Origin of the sequence: Micromonospora lutea, assembly GCF_016863535.1 — a bacterium.
Taxonomy (GTDB): domain Bacteria; phylum Actinomycetota; class Actinomycetes; order Mycobacteriales; family Micromonosporaceae; genus Micromonospora; species Micromonospora lutea.
Map to the genome: position 1 here is coordinate 171,539 of NZ_BOPB01000009.1, position 16,852 is coordinate 188,390.

Genomic DNA, 16,852 nt, shown 5'->3' on the forward strand with positions numbered 1-16,852 from the left:
GTACGGCCGGCCGTTCCGCAGCTTCGGTGGTAGCACCCGGACCATTCCCGCCGTGGGCGTATTCGGCTCACAGTCGCCCGTCGGACGGAAACGCCGCAGGTGCATTTCCCGCAAGCAGGGAATAGGGCCCGGACCGGCTGCCCGGGTCCGACCGTGCTGCTGCGAGAACGGACCCCGAGGCGATCGGCCCGTGCGGGCGCCGCGTCCGGGGCGGCCGGGCGAGGGGTGGGGCTGCCGCGAGCGCCGCGGTCCGAGCAGCCTGCTGACGGGTTACTGGACGTTGGCGGCTGGGCATGTCTGCTGCGATCACCGCGAGCGAAACCGAGGGGAGGGGGCGATGGCCTCCGAGGAGTCTTCCCGGCCGGGCAGGCGTGACTCAGAGCTTGACACCGCCGCCGATGGGCGGCGAGACGAGGCGGGTGCCGTGGATGGGGCGCCGGGGGAGCCGGATGCCGACCGCGAGACGCCGGCGCATCCGGGCCGGCTCTCACGCGGCGAGTGGTTTGCGGCGATGCGCCGGACGACGCGCGAGTTCAGCGACGACAGCCTGACCGACTGGGCCGCGGCGCTCACCTACTACGGCGTGCTCTCCATCTTTCCGGGCCTGCTGGTGCTGGTCTCCCTGCTCGGTCTGCTCGGCCCGACGGCCACCCGGACGGTACGGGACACCGTGGCGGAATCGGTCCCCGAGCAGAACATCCGCCAGATCCTCGACGCCGCCATCGGGCAGGCCCAGCAGAACGGCGGGTTGGCCGGCATCGCCGCGATCGTCGGTCTGCTCGCCGCCTTCTGGTCGGCCTCCGGTTACGTCGCCGCCTTCATGCGCGCTTCCAACGCGATCTACGACGTGCCGGAGGGGCGGCCGATCTGGAAGACGTTGCCGATCCGGGTCGGAGTCACCGCGGTGATCGGGGTGATGCTGCTGGCCAGCGCGGTGATCGTGGTCTTCACCGGGCGCCTCGCCGAGGAGGTCGGCGACGCGTTGGGGGTGGGGCGTACGGCCGTGACGGTGTGGGACATCGCCAAGTGGCCGGTGCTGCTGGTCCTGGTCAGCCTGATGTTCGCCCTCCTCTACTGGGCGTCGCCGAACGCCCGGCAGGGCGGTTTCCGCTGGGTCAGCCCCGGTGGGGTCCTGGCGGTGCTGATCTGGTTGCTGGTCTCCGGCCTGTTCGCGTTCTACGTCGGGAACTTCGGCTCGTACAACAAGACCTACGGGGCGCTGGCCGGGGTGATCATCTTCCTGGTCTGGCTCTGGTTGAGCAACATCGCGATCCTGTTCGGCGCGGAACTCGATGCCGAGTTGGCGCGGGCGCGGGCGATCAGCGGTGGACTCCGGCCGGTGGACCGGGAGCCTTACGTCGAGTTGCGCGACGACCGCAAGCTGCGTTCGAAGGAAGGGGAATCCCCTTCTCAATGACCTTCCGGGTGCATCTACATCCAACTAGTGGCCGATTAGTGGCGAAACTTTTGCTGGACCTGGCGAAAGTTGTTGCTGAGACGCTCTAAGGTCTGGACAGCGCAGGTCGAAGACTCCTACTGTGTCGGGCACCACGCGTCGGCAGTTCGTCGATGTGAACCCCCAGTGGGAGAGGTGAGCCGTGCACAACGCCGACCCCCTGCACGTCCGGCTGTTGCGGTTGTTACGCGACGAGGGAGCGCTGTCGCGGGCCGAACTCGCTGACCGACTGGAGATGCCCCGGCCCCGACTGCTCGCCGAGTTGGAACGGCTGGTCGCCCTGGGCTACGTGGCAGAGGCGGGCAAGGCCGCCTCGCGGGGTGGACGCCGATCGACGTTGGTCGAGTTGCAGCCACAGTTGCGGTTCGCGGCCGTCGATCTCGGTGCCAGTTCGATCGACGTCGAGGTGGTCAACGGCAGGCTGGAGCCGGTAGCGGCGTACGCGGAGGCGGCCGACATCCGGTCCGGCCCGAAGGCGATCCTGCAGCGGGTCAACGAGTTGCTGCACAAGGCCCGGGTCGACGGCGTCTACGAGCGACTCGACGCGGTCGGCATCGGTGTGCCCGGCCCGGTCAGCTTCCGTGACGGAGTGCCGGTCTCGCCACCGATCATGCCGGGATGGGATCGCTTCCCCGTCCGTGAACTGCTCACCCGCGAGCACGGCTGCCCGGCGGTGGTCGACAACGACGTGAACATCATGGCCATCGGCGAGCGGCACGGCGGGGTGGCCCACTCGGTCGACGACTTCCTCTTCGTCAAGATCGGCACCGGTGTCGGGTGCGGGATCTACCTCAGCGGCGACGTCTACCGGGGCACCGACGGGTGTGCCGGCGACATCGGCCACATCCAGGTCGATCCACATGGGCCGGTCTGCTCCTGCGGCAACGCCGGATGTCTGGAGGCGCTCTTCAGCGGGGCGGCACTGGCCAAGGACGCCGCCTCCGCCGCGCGGGCCGGCACCTCGCCCGCCCTGGCCGAACGTCTGGAGATACACGGCGAGGTCAGCGCCATCGACGTCGCCGCCGGTGCCCTCGAAGGGGACCTGACCTGCATCCAGCTCATCCGGCAGGGGGGCCGACGGGTCGGCGGCGTGCTCGCCGGGCTGGTCAGCTTCACCAACCCCTCGATGATCGTGATCGGTGGTGGGCTCGCTCAACTGGGGCACGTGTTGCTCGCCGAGATCCGCAGCGTCGTGTACCGCCGCTCACTGCCGCTGGCCACCGGCAACCTGCCGGTGGTGCTCTCCGAACTCGGTCCGCGTGCCGGCGTCGCCGGCGCGGCCGTGCTCGCCAGCGACCTGGCCTTCGGGGAGGCGGCATGACCGGGCACGACGCGGTGAGCGGGACCGACGTGCCACCGGCCGAGGCGACCGCCGGGGACGTGGTTCTGCGCCTGACCGACGTGGTCAAGACCTTCCCGGGCGTACGCGCCCTGGACGGCGTGCAACTGGAGGTCCGCGCGGGCGAGGTGCACTGCCTGCTCGGGCAGAACGGTGCCGGCAAGTCCACTCTGATCAAGGTGCTCGCCGGAGTGCACCGGCCGGACTCAGGACACGTCGAGTGGTGCGGCGAGCCGGTCGGTTTCGCCAACCCGCAGGCCGCGATGCGCAGCGGGATCGCCACCATCTACCAGGAACTCGACCTCGTCGAGGACCTGTCCGTGGCGGAGAACGTCTTCCTCGGGCACGAGCCGCGCCGGCTCGGGTTCATTCGCCGGGGCCACATGGCCGGCCGGACCCGCCAGATCCTTGGCCGACTCGGCCACGCCGAGATCCCGCCCGGCCGGATGGTGCGGGCGTTGCCGGCGGCCGGCAAGCAGGTGGTCAGCATGGCGCGGGCGTTGTCCCACGAGGCCCGTCTGATCATCATGGACGAGCCGAGTGCGGTGCTCGCCCACGACGAGGTGGGCAACCTCTTCCGGATCATCCGCGAACTGACCGCTCAGGGCATCGCGGTCATCTACATCTCGCACCGGTTGGAGGAGATCCGCGAGATCGGCGACCGGGTGACCGTACTCAAGGACGGCCGGACCACCGCGGCGAACCTGCCGGCCCGCGAGACCCCGACCAGCGACCTGGTCTCCCGAATGACCGGCCGGACCATCGAGTACGTCTTCCCCGACCGCCCCGCCGAGACCGTGGTCGGCGACGAACTGCTCCAGGTCGACGGGTTGACCCGCGCCGGTGAGTTCGCCGACGTCTCGCTGAGCGTCCGGGCCGGAGAGATCGTCGGCATCGCGGGCCTGGTGGGCTCCGGCCGCTCCGAAGTGCTGGAAACGATCTACGGTGCGCGAACGGCCGGGGCCGGTTCGGTGCGGATGGCCGGTCGGACACTGCGGCCGGGCAGCGTCGGCGCGGCCGTGAAGGCCGGTATGGGCATGGCCCCCGAGGAGCGCAAGAGCCAGGCGTTGCTGCTCGGTGAGCCGATCTACCGCAACGTCACCCTCGCCACCTTCGGCCGCTACGCCCGCTTCGGCTTCACCGACGCGTCGCGGGAACGGGCGGAGGCCGACCGGATCGCCGAGGATCTGGAGATGCGCCCGCGTGACGTCCGACGGGCGGTACGCACACTCTCCGGCGGCAACCAGCAGAAGGTGGTGGTCGGCCGCTGGCTGCTCGGCGACACGAAGCTGCTGCTGCTCGACGAACCCACCCGAGGGGTGGACGTCGGCGCCCGGGCCGAGCTGTACCAGGTGATCCGGCAGCTCGCGGCCCAGGGGGTCGGTGTGCTCCTGGTCTCCAGCGAGGTGCCCGAGGTGCTCGGCCTGGCCGACCGGGTGCTGGTGATGCGGGAGGGGCGGGTCGTCCGTACGGCCCCGGCCGGCGAACTCGACGAGAACACCGTGCTCGACCTCGTCATGGCGGGGTCCCTGATGGAAGGCGCACCGGCATGAGCGAGCGTCAGCGAGCGAATCATCGACTCAGTGCGGTGGAGCCTCATGTCGGTGCCGAGCGAAGCGAGGTACCGGCATGAGCGAGCGGCCCCCCGCCACCACCACGCAGTTGCCGGCGCAGTCGCCGCCGGTGGACCCGGCCGAGACCGAGGAGGCCGGCCGCCGGACGCCGACCGCCACGGCGGGCGCCAGCGGCCGACTCTCCTGGTGGCACGGTGACGGTGGTGAGGGTGCCAAGCGGAACCTCGCCCTGATCGGAGTGCTGCTTGCTCTCTTCGTGATCGGCGCGGCGACCCGCTCGGACCTGTACTCCAATCCGGACTGGGTCTGGGCGAACATGCTCAGCATCCTCAAGCTCGCCTCGGTGGTCGGCGTGGTCACCGTCGGGATGACCTTCGTGATCATCGGGGGTGGTATCGACCTCTCGGTCGGCGCGATCGTGGCGCTGGCCGGGGTCTGGTGCACCACGGTGGCGACCCAGAGCTTCGGCGCCGGTGGGATGATCTTCACCGCGATCATCGTCGGGATGGCGGTCGGCCTGGTCAACGGAACGCTCATCGCGTACGGGCGGTTGGTGCCGTTCATCGCGACCCTGGCCATGCTGGTCGCCGCGCGGGGCCTGGCCGCCGAGATCTCCCAGAAGCAGACCCAGATCTCGCAGAACAGCACCATCAACGGCATCGCCAGCACCGATCTGCTCGGCATCCCCCTGCTGGTCTACATCCTGGCCGCGGTGGTCGCCGCGGGCTGGGTGCTGCTCAACCGCACGACGTTCGGACGGCGCACCGTCGCCGTCGGCGGCAACCCGGAGGCCGCCCGGCTGGCCGGGATCAACGTCAAGCTGCACACCCTGCTGCTGTACGTGCTCTCCGGCCTGTGCTGCGGCATCGCCGCCATCATGCTCACCGCGCAGGCCACCTCGGCCCAGGCGGCGATGGCGAACCTCTACGAGCTGGACGCGATCGCCGCCGTGATCATCGGAGGCACGCTGCTCAGCGGCGGGCGGGGCACCATCATCGGTTCCCTGCTCGGTGTGATCATCTTCGCCACCATCACCAACCTCTTCGCCATCAACGGCCTCTCCACGGAGGCGCAGAACATGGTCAAGGGCGGCATCATCGTCGCCGCCGTCCTGATCCAGCAGGTCCAGTTCGGCAGTCTCTCCCAGTTCTTCCGTCGCAACCGGCTCACCACGAGCTGAACACCACTGCACGTCACCCGAGCAATCGAGGGTGGCAGGGCTTCGCATACCCAAAAATCCCCACCACGTGAATAACCAGGAGGTCGTCATGACCCAGCACAGTCGCGACATGTCGCGGCGCCGGCTGCTCTTCGGCGGGGCGGCCGTCGGAGCCGGCGTACTGCTCGCCGGTTGCACCAGCAACGAGCAGACGCCGACCGAGGCGCAGACCAAGGCGGCCGACGGCAACGCCAACGCGGAGCCCGGCAAGCAGGTGACCATCGGGTTCTCCGCACCGGCCGCCGACCACGGCTGGATCGCCGCGATCACCAACAACGCCAAGGCGCAGGCCGCCGCGTACTCCGACGTGGAGTTCAAGACGGTCGAGGCGGGCGCGGACGCGGCGGCCCAGCGGGCCGCCCTGTCCACCCTGATCTCGCAGAAGCCCGACGTGATCGTGCTGCTGCCGCACGACGGCAAGGAGCTCAACTCGTTCGGGCTGGAGGCGATGGCGGCCGGCATCCCGGTGGTCAACCTGGACCGGGCCTTCCCGGACGCCAAGGCGTACCGGCTGCAGATCAAGGGCGACAACTACGGCATGGGTGTTTCCGCCGCCACCTTCATCGCCGAGCAGCTTAAGGCCAAGGGGATCAGCAATCCGGTGATCGCCGAGATCGCCGGGATGGACGAGTTGGAGCTGACCCAGGAGCGTACGAAGGGCTTCAACGACACTCTGGCCCAGCACGGTCTGAAGGTGCAGAACCGGCGGGCGGCGCGGTTCACCGCCGACTCCGGCCAGCAGGAGGCGAGCCAGCTGTTGCAGGCCCTGCCGAAGATCGACGCGATCTGGAACCACGATGACGACCAGGGCATCGGTGTGCTGGCCGCGATCAGCCAGGCCAACCGCAGCGAGTTCTTCATGGTCGGCGGCGCGGGCTCGAAGAAGGCGATGGAGGACATCCAGGCGGACAACACGGTGCTGAAGGCGACGGTCACCTACAGCCCGTCGATGGCGTCCTCGGCGATCTCCCTGGCCCGCCTGATCGGTCAGGACCGGGGCATGTCCGACCTGGTGGAACTCCAGGTACCGAAGGAGATCGTCCTCGCCTCCGAAACGATCACCAAGGAGAACGCGAGCAACTACCTCAAGCTCGGGTTCTGACACAACGGGGGGAGACCCACCTTGTCCACGACAAACAACGAACTGCGGGTCGGCATGGTCGGCTACGCGTTCATGGGCGCCGCGCACTCGCAGGCGTGGCGGACCGTGAACCGGGTGTACGACCTGCCGGCGCGGGCCCGGATGGTGCTCGTCTGCGGCCGGGACTCCGCAAAGGTGGCCGACGCCGCCGACCGGCTCGGCTGGGAGGAGCACACCACGGACTGGCGGGAACTGGTGAACCGCCCGGACATCGACGTGGTCGACATCTGCACACCGGGTGACAGCCACGCCGAGATCGCGCTGGCCGCGCTCGCCGCGGGCAAGCACGTGCTGTGTGAAAAGCCGTTGGCCAACACGGTCGCCGAGGCCCGGGAGATGGCTGCCGCGGCGGTCACCGCCCAGGCGGGCGGGGCACGCTCGATGTGTGGTTTCAACTACCGGCGGGTGCCCGCAGTGGCGCTGATGCGTCAGCTGATCGCCGACGGGCGGCTCGGCGAGATCCGGCACGTCCGGGCCACCTACCTGCAGGACTGGATCGTGGACCCGCAGTTCCCCCTGGTCTGGCGGCTCCGTAAGGAGGTGTCGGGCTCCGGCGCCCTGGGTGACATCGGTGCGCACATCATCGACCTCACCCAGTACGTCACCGGACAGCGGATCAGCGGTGTCAGCGCGGTGACCGAGACCTTCGTCAAGGAGCGGCCGTTGCCGGCCGAGTCGAGCGGGTTGGCGGCGCAGGCCGACGGGGCCGGTGCCGCCACCGGCCAGGTCACCGTCGACGATGCGGCGATCTTCGTGGCTCGTCTCGACGGCGGGGCGCTGGCCACGTACGAGGCGACCCGGTTCGCCACCGGCCGCAAGAACGCCCTCCGTGTGGAGATCAACGGCTCGTTGGGCAGCGTCGCCTTCGACCTGGAACGCCTCAACGAGCTGGAGTTCCTCGACGCGACCCGGCCCGCCGCCGAGCAGGGCTTCAACCGGATCCTGGTGACCGAGGCCGAGCACCCGTACCTGTCGGCCTGGTGGCCGCCGGGACACATCATCGGGTACGAGCACTCCTTCACCCACCAGATGCGCGACTTCATCGAGGCGGTGGCGACCGGTGGCGACCCGTCGCCGTCCTTCGCCGAGGCGTTGCAGGTGCAGTTGGTGCTGGAAGCGGTGCTCCGCTCGGCAGAACTGGGCTCCTCCTGGACCGAGGTGGAGCCGTCGCTGGCGACGGTTCCCGCCTGAATCACCTCCGGAGCCGACCGGCGAGGGCCGGCCACGGTTGCGCCCCGTGGCCGGTACGGGTCGGATTCGACAGGTCGTGTCCCCGGGCCACCCGGTCTGGCGGCACGAGCAATGCGGTTCCTCCGGTGCGGCCGGACCGGGATTCCCCGGCAGCACCGGAGGGCCGCCGCCCACCGACCATCCACCTGAGACTCCCGCCGCCAGGCGGACCGCGTCCGACGAGTCGTCCGATCGGGACACCGTCGTCCCGACCGGGCCGGATGCGGGGGAGGCAGGGACGTGACGCCGACTGTTCCCTGCCTGCCAGCCCCGTCCGTCCGACCCATCCGGTACGCCGAGCCGACGTCGTCGCCGCCGACCTCGGCGTCGGCCGGCGAAATTTGCACCGGAGCGGCCGGCGGACGGGGCGCATCGGCCCAACCCGTATCTTTTTCAGGTTTTTCCTGATATCAAGATTCAATCGATGCATGTCGGTTTCTGGGCACCGGAAGGAGCGCTATGCGTACAGGTGTCTGGCTGGTGGGGGTGCGTGGCTCGGTCGCGACCACCAGCATCGTCGGGGCGCTCGCGCTACGTGCCGGGCTGACCAGGCCGACCGGCTGCGTCACCGAACTGCCCGAGGTCAACAGCCCCGCCCTACCGAGCGTCGCCGACCTGGTCTTCGGCGGCCACGACGTGGTCGCCACGCCGATCGCCAAGCGCGCCGAGGCGCTCGCTGACGCCGGTGTGGTGCCGGCCCGCCTGGTGGCCGCGCTGACCGAGGAACTGGCCGCCGTGGAGCGGGAACTGCGCCCCGCGCCCACCGCCGGCACCCAGGCCGACCGCGCCGCCGAGATCGTCCGCGACCTCACCACCTTCCGGCAGCGACACGGACTGTCCCGGGTGGTGGTGGTCAATGTCGCGGCGACCGAACCGGCACCTCGCCCACACCCCGGGCACGCCGACCCGGACGCGCTGCGGACCGCCCTCGCCGGTCCCGATGAGGTGCTGCCGCCCAGCTCGCTGTACGCGTACGCGGCCGTCGTGGCGGACTGCCCGTACGTCGACTTCACCCCGTCGACCGGCCTGCGGCTGCCGGCGCTGACCGCGTTGGCCGACAGCCACGCCGTGCCGTACGCCGGCCACGACGGCAAGACCGGAGAGACCCTGCTCAAGTCGGTGCTCGCCCCGATGTTCGCGATGCGTCATCTCGCCGTGCGGTCCTGGTCCGGGCTCAACCTCCTCGGCGGCGGCGACGGAGCCACCCTGGCCGACCCCGACGCCAACGCCGCCAAGGTGCGCAGCAAGCAGCGGGTGCTCGGCGAAACGCTCGGCTACCTGCCGCAGGGCGACACCCGCATCGGGTACGTCGAGGACCTCGGTGACTTCAAGACCGCCTGGGATCTGATCACCTTCGCCGGGTTCCTGGGTACCGGGATGCGGCTGGAGTTCACCTGGCACGGCTGCGACTCGGCGCTGGCCGCCCCACTCGTGCTCGACCTGGCCCGGCTCACCGCCGCCGCGCACGCCGCCGGCCGCACCGGCCCGCTGACCGAGTTGGCTTTCTTCTTCAAGGATCCGCTCGGCACCGCGACGCACTCGCTGGCCGACCAGTGGACCCGGCTGTGCGGGTTCGCCCGCAGCCTGGATCCCGGAGGCACCGATGCCGCGAGTGGCTGATCTGGCCGAGCTGGTCCGCGCCCCGGCCGCGCTCTCCGTACCCGGGGACGTGATCGCCGGTGCCGCCGCCGCGGGCACGCTCGGCCCGCGTACTCCCGCCCTCGCGGCGGCGTCGGTGCTGCTGTACTGGGCCGGCATGGCCGCCAACGACTGGGCCGACCGCGAGTTGGACGCCGTGGAACGCCCGGAGCGGCCGATACCGAGTGGCCGGGTCAGCCCTGGTCTCGCGGTCGGCGTTGCCGCCGGTCTGACCGCCGCCGGTGTCGGGCTCGCCGCCGCCGCCGGAGGTCGGCGGGCCACCGCCGTGGCGTTGCCGCTGGCCGCCGCCGTGTGGGGGTACGACCTCGCGGCCAAGAACACCGCCGCCGGCCCTGCTGTGATGGCCGCCTGCCGGGGGCTGGACGTGCTGCTCGGTGCCGCCGGGGGCCGGCCGATCCGCGCGTTGCCGGCGGCGGTCACCGTCGCGGCGCACACCTGGACCGTCACCGCGCTGTCCCGGCGGGAGGTCAGCGGCGCCGATCGTGCCCTCCCGGTGAGCACCCTCGCCGGCACCGCCCTGGTCGCGGCGAGTGCCACGCTCCCGCCCACTCGACGTCCGGCACCCGCAGCAGATGCCACCCTGCCCACCATCCTCACGGCCTGGTACGCCACCCGTTACGGCACCGCGCAGGCGCGAGCGGTGGCCGAGCCGACCGCCGCGCGGGTCCGCTCGGCGGTCGGCGCCGGCATCACCGGCCTGCCCGCGTTGCAGGGAGCGCTGATCGCCCGGGCGGGATCCGGCCTGCTCGGACTGGCGGTGGCAGCGGCTGCGCCGCTGGGCCGGCGCCTGGCCCGGAAGGTCTCGCCGACATGACGGCCGCCGGCACCGGCACGCCCCCCGACGCACTCCGGTTCGGGTACGGGACCAACGGCTTCGCCAACCACCGCCTCGACGACGCGCTCGCGGTCATCGCCGATCTCGGCTATGCCGGGGTCGCGCTCACCCTGGACCACGACCATCTCGATCCGTTCGCACCCGGGTTGGCCCAGCGTGTCGACGCCGTCGGTCGCCGACTGGCCGAACTCGGCCTCGGCCTGGTGATCGAGACCGGCGCGAGGTTCCTGCTGGACCCCTGGCACAAGCACGCCCCGACGCTGCTGCACGACGATCCCGCGCTCCGGATCGATTTCCTGCGTCGCGCGGTGGCGATCGGCGCGGATCTCGGCGCCGAGGCGGTGTCGTTCTGGTCCGGTGTCCGACCGGACTCGGTGACCTCGGCAGTGGCCTGGGACCGGCTGGTCGCCGGTTGCGCCACGGTCGTCGAGGCGGCCGAGGCCGTCGGCGTGACGCTCGGGTTCGAACCGGAGCCGGGGATGCTGGTCGAGAACATCGCCGACTGGCGTCGGCTGCACGCCGCCCTCGGCTCGCCGGCCCGCCTGGGCATCACCCTCGACATCGGACACTGTCGTTGCCTGGAGCCGTGGCCGGTGCCGGACTGTGTCCGTGACGTCGCCGCGCACCTGGTCAACGTGCAGATCGACGACATGCGGCGGGGCGTGCACGAACATCTGGAATTCGGCACGGGCGAGATCGACTTTCCGCCGGTGCTGGCCGCGTTGCGCGAGATCGGCTACCGGGGTCTGGTCGCGGTCGAACTGCCCCGGCACTCGCACGCCGCTCCCACCATCGCCGCCCGCTCGCTGAGCTTCCTGCGCGCCGCGGAATCCGCCGCGCAGACCCGCGCGGACGTCTCGGCCAGTCGTGCGGACGCCTCAGCCAGTCGTGCGGACGCCTCGGCCGGTCGCGCGGACGCCTCGGCCGGTCGCGCGGACGCCTCGGCCGGTCGCGCGGACGCCCCGGCCGGCACCGCGTGGCACGCCCTTTGCTCTGCTTCACCGGACGCACAACCCGGCGTCCGACATCCGGACGGCGACCGACGCGTGGAGTGAAGCAGAGCAAAGGACGCAGGTGGCACCAACGCCAGGTCGTCAACGATCGGCGGACCAGGGAGAAGGCGCGATGACAGTGGAGAAGCTGCGGGCCGCCCTGCGGGGCGTACCCGATCCGGACTGGTTGGCGACGGCCCTGGACCGCATCGCGGCCGAACCCACCGCCATCGCGCGGTTCTTCCCGGCGGCCGGCCGTCGCTGCGGCCGCGAGAACCTGCCCGACCTGCCCGGTTGGAGTGTCGACGAGGCGGCCCGGGTACTGATGCTGGCCAGCCTCCGCACTGACCACGCCGGACAGGCCGAGGCGCTCTACCGCACCGGGGACGCCGCCGAGAAGCGGGCTGTGCTCAAGGCGCTGCCGTTGCTGCCGATCGGCGCGGCCGGGGTGCCGCTGCTGCACGACGCGATCCGCACCAACGACACCCGGCTGGTCGCCGCGGCCCTCGGCCCGTACGCCCGTCAGCTCGACCCGCCGGCCTGGCGGCAGGCGGTGCTCAAGTGTGTCTTCATCGGTGTGCCGCTGGCGGCGGTGGCCGACCTTGACGCCCGTGCGGACGAGGAACTGGGCGCGATGCTCGCCGCGCTGGCGGCTGAACGCCGGGCCGCCGGTCGGAGCATGCCCGCCGACGCCACCGAACTGCTGGACCGGCTCACCGCCGCCAGCCAGCCGCAGCCCAGGGAGGTGTGATGCGGATCTTCGACCCGCACATCCACATGACGTCACGCACCACCGACGACTACGAGCGGATGGCCGCCGCCGGCGTCCGGGCGGTGGTGGAACCGGCGTTCTGGCTGGGTCAGCCGCGCACCAACGTCGGCTCGTTCACCGACTACTTCGACTCGCTGGTCGGGTGGGAGCCCTTCCGGGCCGGGCAGTTCGGGATCCGACACCACGCCACGATCGCGCTCAACCCGAAGGAGGCCAACGACCCGCGCTGCCGGCCGGTGCTCGACGAACTGCCCCGCTACCTGGAGAAGGACGGCGTGGTGGCGGTCGGCGAGATCGGGTACGACTCGATGACGCCGGAGGAGGACGACGCCTTCGCCGCCCAACTCGCCCTGGCGGTGGCGCACGACCTGCCGGCAATGGTGCACACCCCGCACCGGGACAAGGCCCGGGGTGTCCAGCGCAGCCTGGCCGTGGTCGCCGAGTCGGGCATCGCGCCGGAGCGGGTGGTGCTCGACCACCTCAACGAGGTGACCGTGAAACTGGTCCGGGACAGCGGTTGCTGGCTCGGCTTCTCCATCTATCCGGACACGAAGATGTCGCCACCGCGGATGGTCGAGCTACTCAAGGCGTACGGGACCGAACGGGTGCTGGTCAACTCGGCCGCCGACTGGGGACGTTCCGACCCGCTGCTCACCCGGGCGACCGGCGAGGCGATGCTGCGCGCCGGGTTCAGCGACGACGATGTCGACCGGGTGCTCTGGCGCAACCCGGTCGAGTTCTACGGGCAGTCCGGCCGGCTCGACCTGACCGACGAGGACCTCGCGGAGCCGACCTTCGCCGGCAACTCGATCCTGCGCGGCGGCAGCTGATGCGGCTGCGGCACGCCGGTGGGCGCGCCGTCCATCTGGGCTACTGCACGAACGTGCATCCCGCCGAGGACCTCGCCGGCATCGTCGCCCAACTGGACACCTTCGCGGTGCCGGTCCGGGAGACGCTCGACGTCGAGCCGCTCGGGCTGGGCCTGTGGCTGGCCGCCCCGGTCGCCGCCGCACTGGCCGCCGACCCGGCCGCTCGCCGCCAGTTACGCACCGAACTGACCGTACGCGGGCTGGAAGTGGTCACCCTCAACGGTTTCCCGTACGCGGCCTTCCAGGCGCCCGTGGTCAAGGGGGCGGTGTACCGGCCGGACTGGACCACCGACGACCGGCTCCGCTACACCCTCGATCTGGCTCGGGTCCTGGCTGACCTGCTACCCGACGACGCCGCCCGTGGCTCGGTCTCCACCCTGCCACTGGCCTGGCGCACGCCCTGGGACAGCGCCCGAGCGGACGCCGCCCGCCGCCGCCTCGACCAGCTCGCCACCGGACTCGCCACCGTCGAGCGGGACACCGGCCGGCCGGTGCGGGTCGGTTTCGAACCAGAGCCCGGTTGTGTGGTGGAGAGCACCCCGCAGGCCGTCGCCGCGCTGTCCGGAATGGATACCGATCGCCTCGGGATCTGTCTGGACCTGGCCCACCTCGCCTGCGCCTGGGAGGAGCCCGCCGCCGCCCTGGAGCGGCTGGCCGCCGCCGACCTGCCGGTGGTGAAGGTGCAGGTGTCCGCCGCGCTGGAGGCAGCCGACCCGGCCGGGGACGCCGCCGCGCTGCGCCGCTGGGTCGAGCCGCGCTTCCTGCACCAGACCCGTACCGCCGGCTGCGCCGCCGCGACCGACGCGGTACCGGCCGGCGCGGCGCAGGACACCGACCCGGCGGATCCGAGCTGGGCGGCCGACGACCTCGACGCCGCCCTCGACGCCGCGCTGCCCGGGCCGTGGCGGGTGCACTACCACGTACCACTGCACGCCCCGCCCGAACCACCGTTGGGCTCGACCCTGCCGGTGCTGCGCGCCGCGTTGGCCGCGCTCTTCGCCGGTGCCGACGCCGGCTGCGACCACCTCGACGTCGAGACGTACACCTGGGGGGTGCTGCCGGTGGCACGACGTCCGCGCACGGACGCTGAGCTGGCCGCCGGGATCGCCGCCGAACTGGCCTTCACCCGGGATGAACTGGTCGCCCTCGGGCTGACGCAGTCGCTGACAAAGGCGGTGAGAGCATGAGCAGACAGCTGGTGGTGCTCGACGTGGTGGGGCTGACCCCCCGGTTGCTGGCGCACATGCCACGGCTGCGGGCGGTCGCCGACGCGGGGTTCCGCGCCGAACTGGGCACCGTGCTGCCGGCGGTGACCTGCTCGGTGCAGTCCACCTTTCTCACCGGTGCCCTCCCGGCCGAGCACGGGATCGTCGGCAACGGATGGTACTTCCGGGACCTCGGCGAGGTGCTGCTCTGGCGGCAGCACAACGCGCTGGTCGGCGGGGAGAAACTGTGGCACGCGGCGCGCCGCGTCCGGCCCGACTACACGGTGGCGAACGTCTGCTGGTGGTACGCGATGGGCGCGGACGTGAACTGGACGGTCACCCCGCGACCGATCTATCACGCCGACGGTCGCAAGGAGCCGGACTGCTACACCGACCCGCCGCAGCTGCACGACGCGCTCACCGACCGACTCGGCACCTTCCCCCTCTTCACCTACTGGGGACCGGGTGCGGGGCTGCCGTCCTCGCGATGGATCTGCCAGGCGGCGGAGCAGATCCTCGCCGAACAGTCGCCCGACCTGACCCTGGTCTACGTTCCGCACCTGGACTACGACCTGCAACGCTTCGGCCCGTCCTCCCCCCGAGCCGCCGCTGCGGCGGCCGAGCTGGATGGCGTGCTCGCTCCGCTGCTGCACGCCGCGCAGGCCCGCGACGCGACGGTCGTGGTGCTGTCGGAGTACGGCATCACCGAGGTGTCCCGGCCGGTGGACGTCAACCGGCTGCTGCGCGCCGAAGGGCTGCTGCGGGTGCACACCCAGGCGGGCATGGAGTACCTCGACCCGTGGACCTCCCGGGCCTTCGCGGTCGCCGACCACCAGGTCGCCCACGTGTACGTGCGTGACCCGGCCGACGTGCCGGCGGTGGCGAAGCTCTGCGCCAGCCTGCCCGGGGTGGCGGAGGTGCTCGACGCCGACGGCCGGGCGGCGCACGGGCTGGACCATCCGCGCGCCGGTGAGCTGGTGCTGGTGGCCGAGCCGGACTCCTGGTTCACGTACTACTACTGGCTCGACGACGCGCGCGCACCGGACTTCGCCCGGCTGGTGGAGATCCATCGCAAGCCCGGGTACGACCCGGCGGAGCTCTTCTTCGACCCGGCCGCGCCGGGGGCGGCGAAGCGTCGCGCCGCGGTCGCGTTGGCCCGCAAGAAGCTCGGGATGCGGTACCTGATGAACGTCGTCGGGTTGGATGCCGGCGCGCGGGCGGTCCGGGGTTCACACGGGCGGCTGCCCACCGATCCGGCCGACGGGCCGGTGCTGCTCTGCTCCGACGCGTCGGTGGCTCGGGACCGGATCACGGCCACGGAGGTGAAGGGGCTGCTGCTGGAATTGGCTGGGATGGAGGGGCGGTGACGATCGCCGAGGCACCTGTCGATTCCGCCGGACTGCGGGCCCGCTTCGACGCCGAGCTGACCGCGTTCCTCGACCGGCAGGATCCGGACTGGCCGGACGGCGCGCCGCGAGGCGTCTTCACCACGCTGCACCGGTTCGTGCTGGCCGGCGGCAAGCGCCTGCGACCGCTCTTCTGCTACTGGGGCTGGCGGGGCGCCGGCGGCCAGGACTGCACCCCGATCGTGGTCGCCGCTGCCGCGTTGGAGCTGTTCCACGCCTTCGCGCTGATCCACGACGACATCCTGGACGGCAGCGACCGCCGCCGGGGGGAGCCCTCGGTGCACCGGATCTTCGCCGACCTGCACGCCCGATCGTCCTGGCGGGGCGACCCGGAGGCGTACGGGCGCAACACCGCCCTGCTCTGTGGTGACCTCTGCGCCGCCTGGTCGGACCAGATGTTCCACGAGTGCGGACTGAGCCCGGAACAGGTGCACCAGGGGTACGCCGTGTTCGCGCTGATGCGTACCGAGGTGATCGCGGGGGAGTATCTCGACCTGGTGTCCGGGGTGGGCGACGGCTCGGTGGCCAGCGCGCTCACGGTGATCCGGATGAAGGCGGCCCGCTACACGGTCACCCGACCGTTGCAGATCGGTGCGGCGCTGGCGGGCGCACCCGCCGAGCTGCGGGACGCGCTGGCCGAGTTCGGTGACCCGCTCGGCGACGCCTTCCAGCTCCGCGACGACGTGTTGGGGGTCTTCGGTGACCCGGCGGTCACCGGCAAGTCCGTTCTGGACGATCTGCGCGAGGGCAAGCCGACGGTGATGATGGCGCTGGCCCGCGACGCCGCCGACCGGGCGCAGGGTGCCCGGCTGCGTGAGCTGTTCGGCAATCCCGATCTGGATGCCGAGGGCGCCGCCGAGTTGCGCGAGATCATCGAGGGCACCGGCGCGCGCCGGAAGATCGAGCAGATGATCCAGGTCCGTGCCGAGGCCGGGCTGGCGGCGCTGGAGCACACCGAGGTGACCGCGGCGAGCCGGAGCGCCCTGACGGAGCTGGCCGCCCTGGCCATCGACCGGCAGAGCTGAGCGGAGCCCCTCCGGGCGGCTTTTGATCGAATTGACGAAAGTCCACATCCGACGGGCAAAAGATATAGACACATCGACGTATGACGTTTAGTGTCATCGCCAGGACCAACATGTTTCGTCGAGGTGAACC

14 protein-coding genes are annotated in these 16,852 nt (G+C 71.4%); all 14 read left to right on the plus strand.

The genetic code is table 11. From position 1 onward, the window contains the following. Positions 1-337 precede the first annotated feature (337 nt). Positions 338-1,417: a YihY/virulence factor BrkB family protein gene (locus Vlu01_RS08555; protein WP_203996350.1), complete on the plus strand. Its 1,080-nt coding sequence runs from the start codon at positions 338-340 to the stop codon at positions 1,415-1,417. A 181-nt stretch (positions 1,418-1,598) separates the two neighbouring features. Beyond that, positions 1,599-2,777 (plus strand): ROK family protein, encoded by a 1,179-nt coding sequence (locus Vlu01_RS08560; RefSeq protein WP_203996352.1) that lies wholly within the window; start codon positions 1,599-1,601, stop codon positions 2,775-2,777. Further along, positions 2,774-4,348 (plus strand): sugar ABC transporter ATP-binding protein, encoded by a 1,575-nt coding sequence (locus Vlu01_RS08565; protein WP_239095787.1) that lies wholly within the window; start codon positions 2,774-2,776, stop codon positions 4,346-4,348. Before Vlu01_RS08560 ends, Vlu01_RS08565 begins: the two co-directional genes overlap by 4 nt. A 76-nt stretch (positions 4,349-4,424) precedes the next feature. After that, a complete protein-coding gene (locus Vlu01_RS08570; protein WP_203996354.1) occupies positions 4,425-5,549 on the plus strand; it encodes an ABC transporter permease in 1,125 nt (374 codons plus the stop codon). Positions 5,550-5,637: 88 nt separating this feature from the next. Beyond that, positions 5,638-6,690 carry a substrate-binding domain-containing protein gene (locus Vlu01_RS08575; RefSeq protein WP_203996356.1) on the plus strand — a complete coding sequence of 351 codons (1,053 nt, stop codon included), beginning with the start codon at positions 5,638-5,640 and terminating at the stop codon, positions 6,688-6,690. A 54-nt stretch (positions 6,691-6,744) separates the two neighbouring features. After that, positions 6,745-7,920, plus strand: coding sequence for a Gfo/Idh/MocA family protein (locus tag Vlu01_RS08580; protein ID WP_373307336.1), 1,176 nt, complete (start codon positions 6,745-6,747; stop codon positions 7,918-7,920). 498 nt (positions 7,921-8,418) lie between these two features. Further along, on the plus strand, positions 8,419-9,579 hold the full coding sequence (locus Vlu01_RS08585; RefSeq protein WP_203996359.1) for an inositol-3-phosphate synthase: 1,161 nt from the start codon (positions 8,419-8,421) through the stop codon (positions 9,577-9,579). Next, positions 9,563-10,432 (plus strand): SCO3242 family prenyltransferase, encoded by an 870-nt coding sequence (locus tag Vlu01_RS08590; RefSeq protein ID WP_203996360.1) that lies wholly within the window; start codon positions 9,563-9,565, stop codon positions 10,430-10,432. Before Vlu01_RS08585 ends, Vlu01_RS08590 begins: the two co-directional genes overlap by 17 nt. Then, complete coding sequence (locus Vlu01_RS08595) at positions 10,429-11,508, plus strand: sugar phosphate isomerase/epimerase family protein (RefSeq protein ID WP_239095788.1); 1,080 nt, start codon at positions 10,429-10,431, stop codon at positions 11,506-11,508. The genes Vlu01_RS08590 and Vlu01_RS08595 overlap by 4 nt, the downstream gene beginning before the upstream one ends. 70 nt (positions 11,509-11,578) lie before the next feature. Continuing rightward, the gene (locus Vlu01_RS08600) at positions 11,579-12,196 is read left to right on the plus strand and encodes an EboA domain-containing protein (RefSeq protein ID WP_203996364.1); all 618 of its coding nucleotides are present in this window, start codon (positions 11,579-11,581) and stop codon (positions 12,194-12,196) included. Further along, positions 12,196-13,047 carry a TatD family hydrolase gene (locus Vlu01_RS08605; RefSeq protein ID WP_203996366.1) on the plus strand — a complete coding sequence of 284 codons (852 nt, stop codon included), beginning with the start codon at positions 12,196-12,198 and terminating at the stop codon, positions 13,045-13,047. Before Vlu01_RS08600 ends, Vlu01_RS08605 begins: the two co-directional genes overlap by 1 nt. Next, positions 13,047-14,273 (plus strand): metabolite traffic protein EboE, encoded by a 1,227-nt coding sequence (gene eboE, locus Vlu01_RS08610; RefSeq protein WP_203996367.1) that lies wholly within the window; start codon positions 13,047-13,049, stop codon positions 14,271-14,273. The genes Vlu01_RS08605 and eboE overlap by 1 nt, the downstream gene beginning before the upstream one ends. Continuing rightward, positions 14,270-15,658 (plus strand): alkaline phosphatase family protein, encoded by a 1,389-nt coding sequence (locus Vlu01_RS08615; RefSeq protein WP_203996369.1) that lies wholly within the window; start codon positions 14,270-14,272, stop codon positions 15,656-15,658. Before eboE ends, Vlu01_RS08615 begins: the two co-directional genes overlap by 4 nt. Next, positions 15,655-16,722, plus strand: coding sequence for a polyprenyl synthetase family protein (locus Vlu01_RS08620; protein WP_203996371.1), 1,068 nt, complete (start codon positions 15,655-15,657; stop codon positions 16,720-16,722). Before Vlu01_RS08615 ends, Vlu01_RS08620 begins: the two co-directional genes overlap by 4 nt. Positions 16,723-16,852: the final 130 nt, after the last annotated feature.